The sequence below is a fragment of the Neisseria sp. P0020.S003 genome (assembly GCF_051957095.1).
GTDB classification, from domain to species: Bacteria; Pseudomonadota; Gammaproteobacteria; order Burkholderiales; family Neisseriaceae; genus Neisseria; species Neisseria subflava.
On the sequence record NZ_JBQCWU010000123.1, the window covers coordinates 1 to 207 of the forward strand.

Below are 207 nucleotides of genomic sequence, written 5' to 3' on the forward strand. Positions count from 1 at the left end.
CCGGTAAAGCGGCAACAGATGCAGCAGATGCATTAGCGAAAGCAGGCGAAGCTAAAGATGCAGCGAAAGCAGCGGACGACAAAGCAGTAGCAGCAGATACCAAAGCTGATGGTGCGGTAGCGAAAGCTGAAGCGGCAGATGCTAAAGCGGTAGCAGCTGATACTAAAGCCGGTAAAGCGGCAACAGATGCAGCAGATGCATTAGCGA

Annotated in this window: 1 protein-coding gene; it reads left to right on the forward strand. The window is 52.7% G+C overall.

Translation table 11 applies throughout. The features are described from left to right. The coding region (locus ACTHTQ_RS11635; RefSeq protein WP_440364006.1) for a hypothetical protein at positions 1–207 on the forward strand (207 nt) is incomplete at both ends.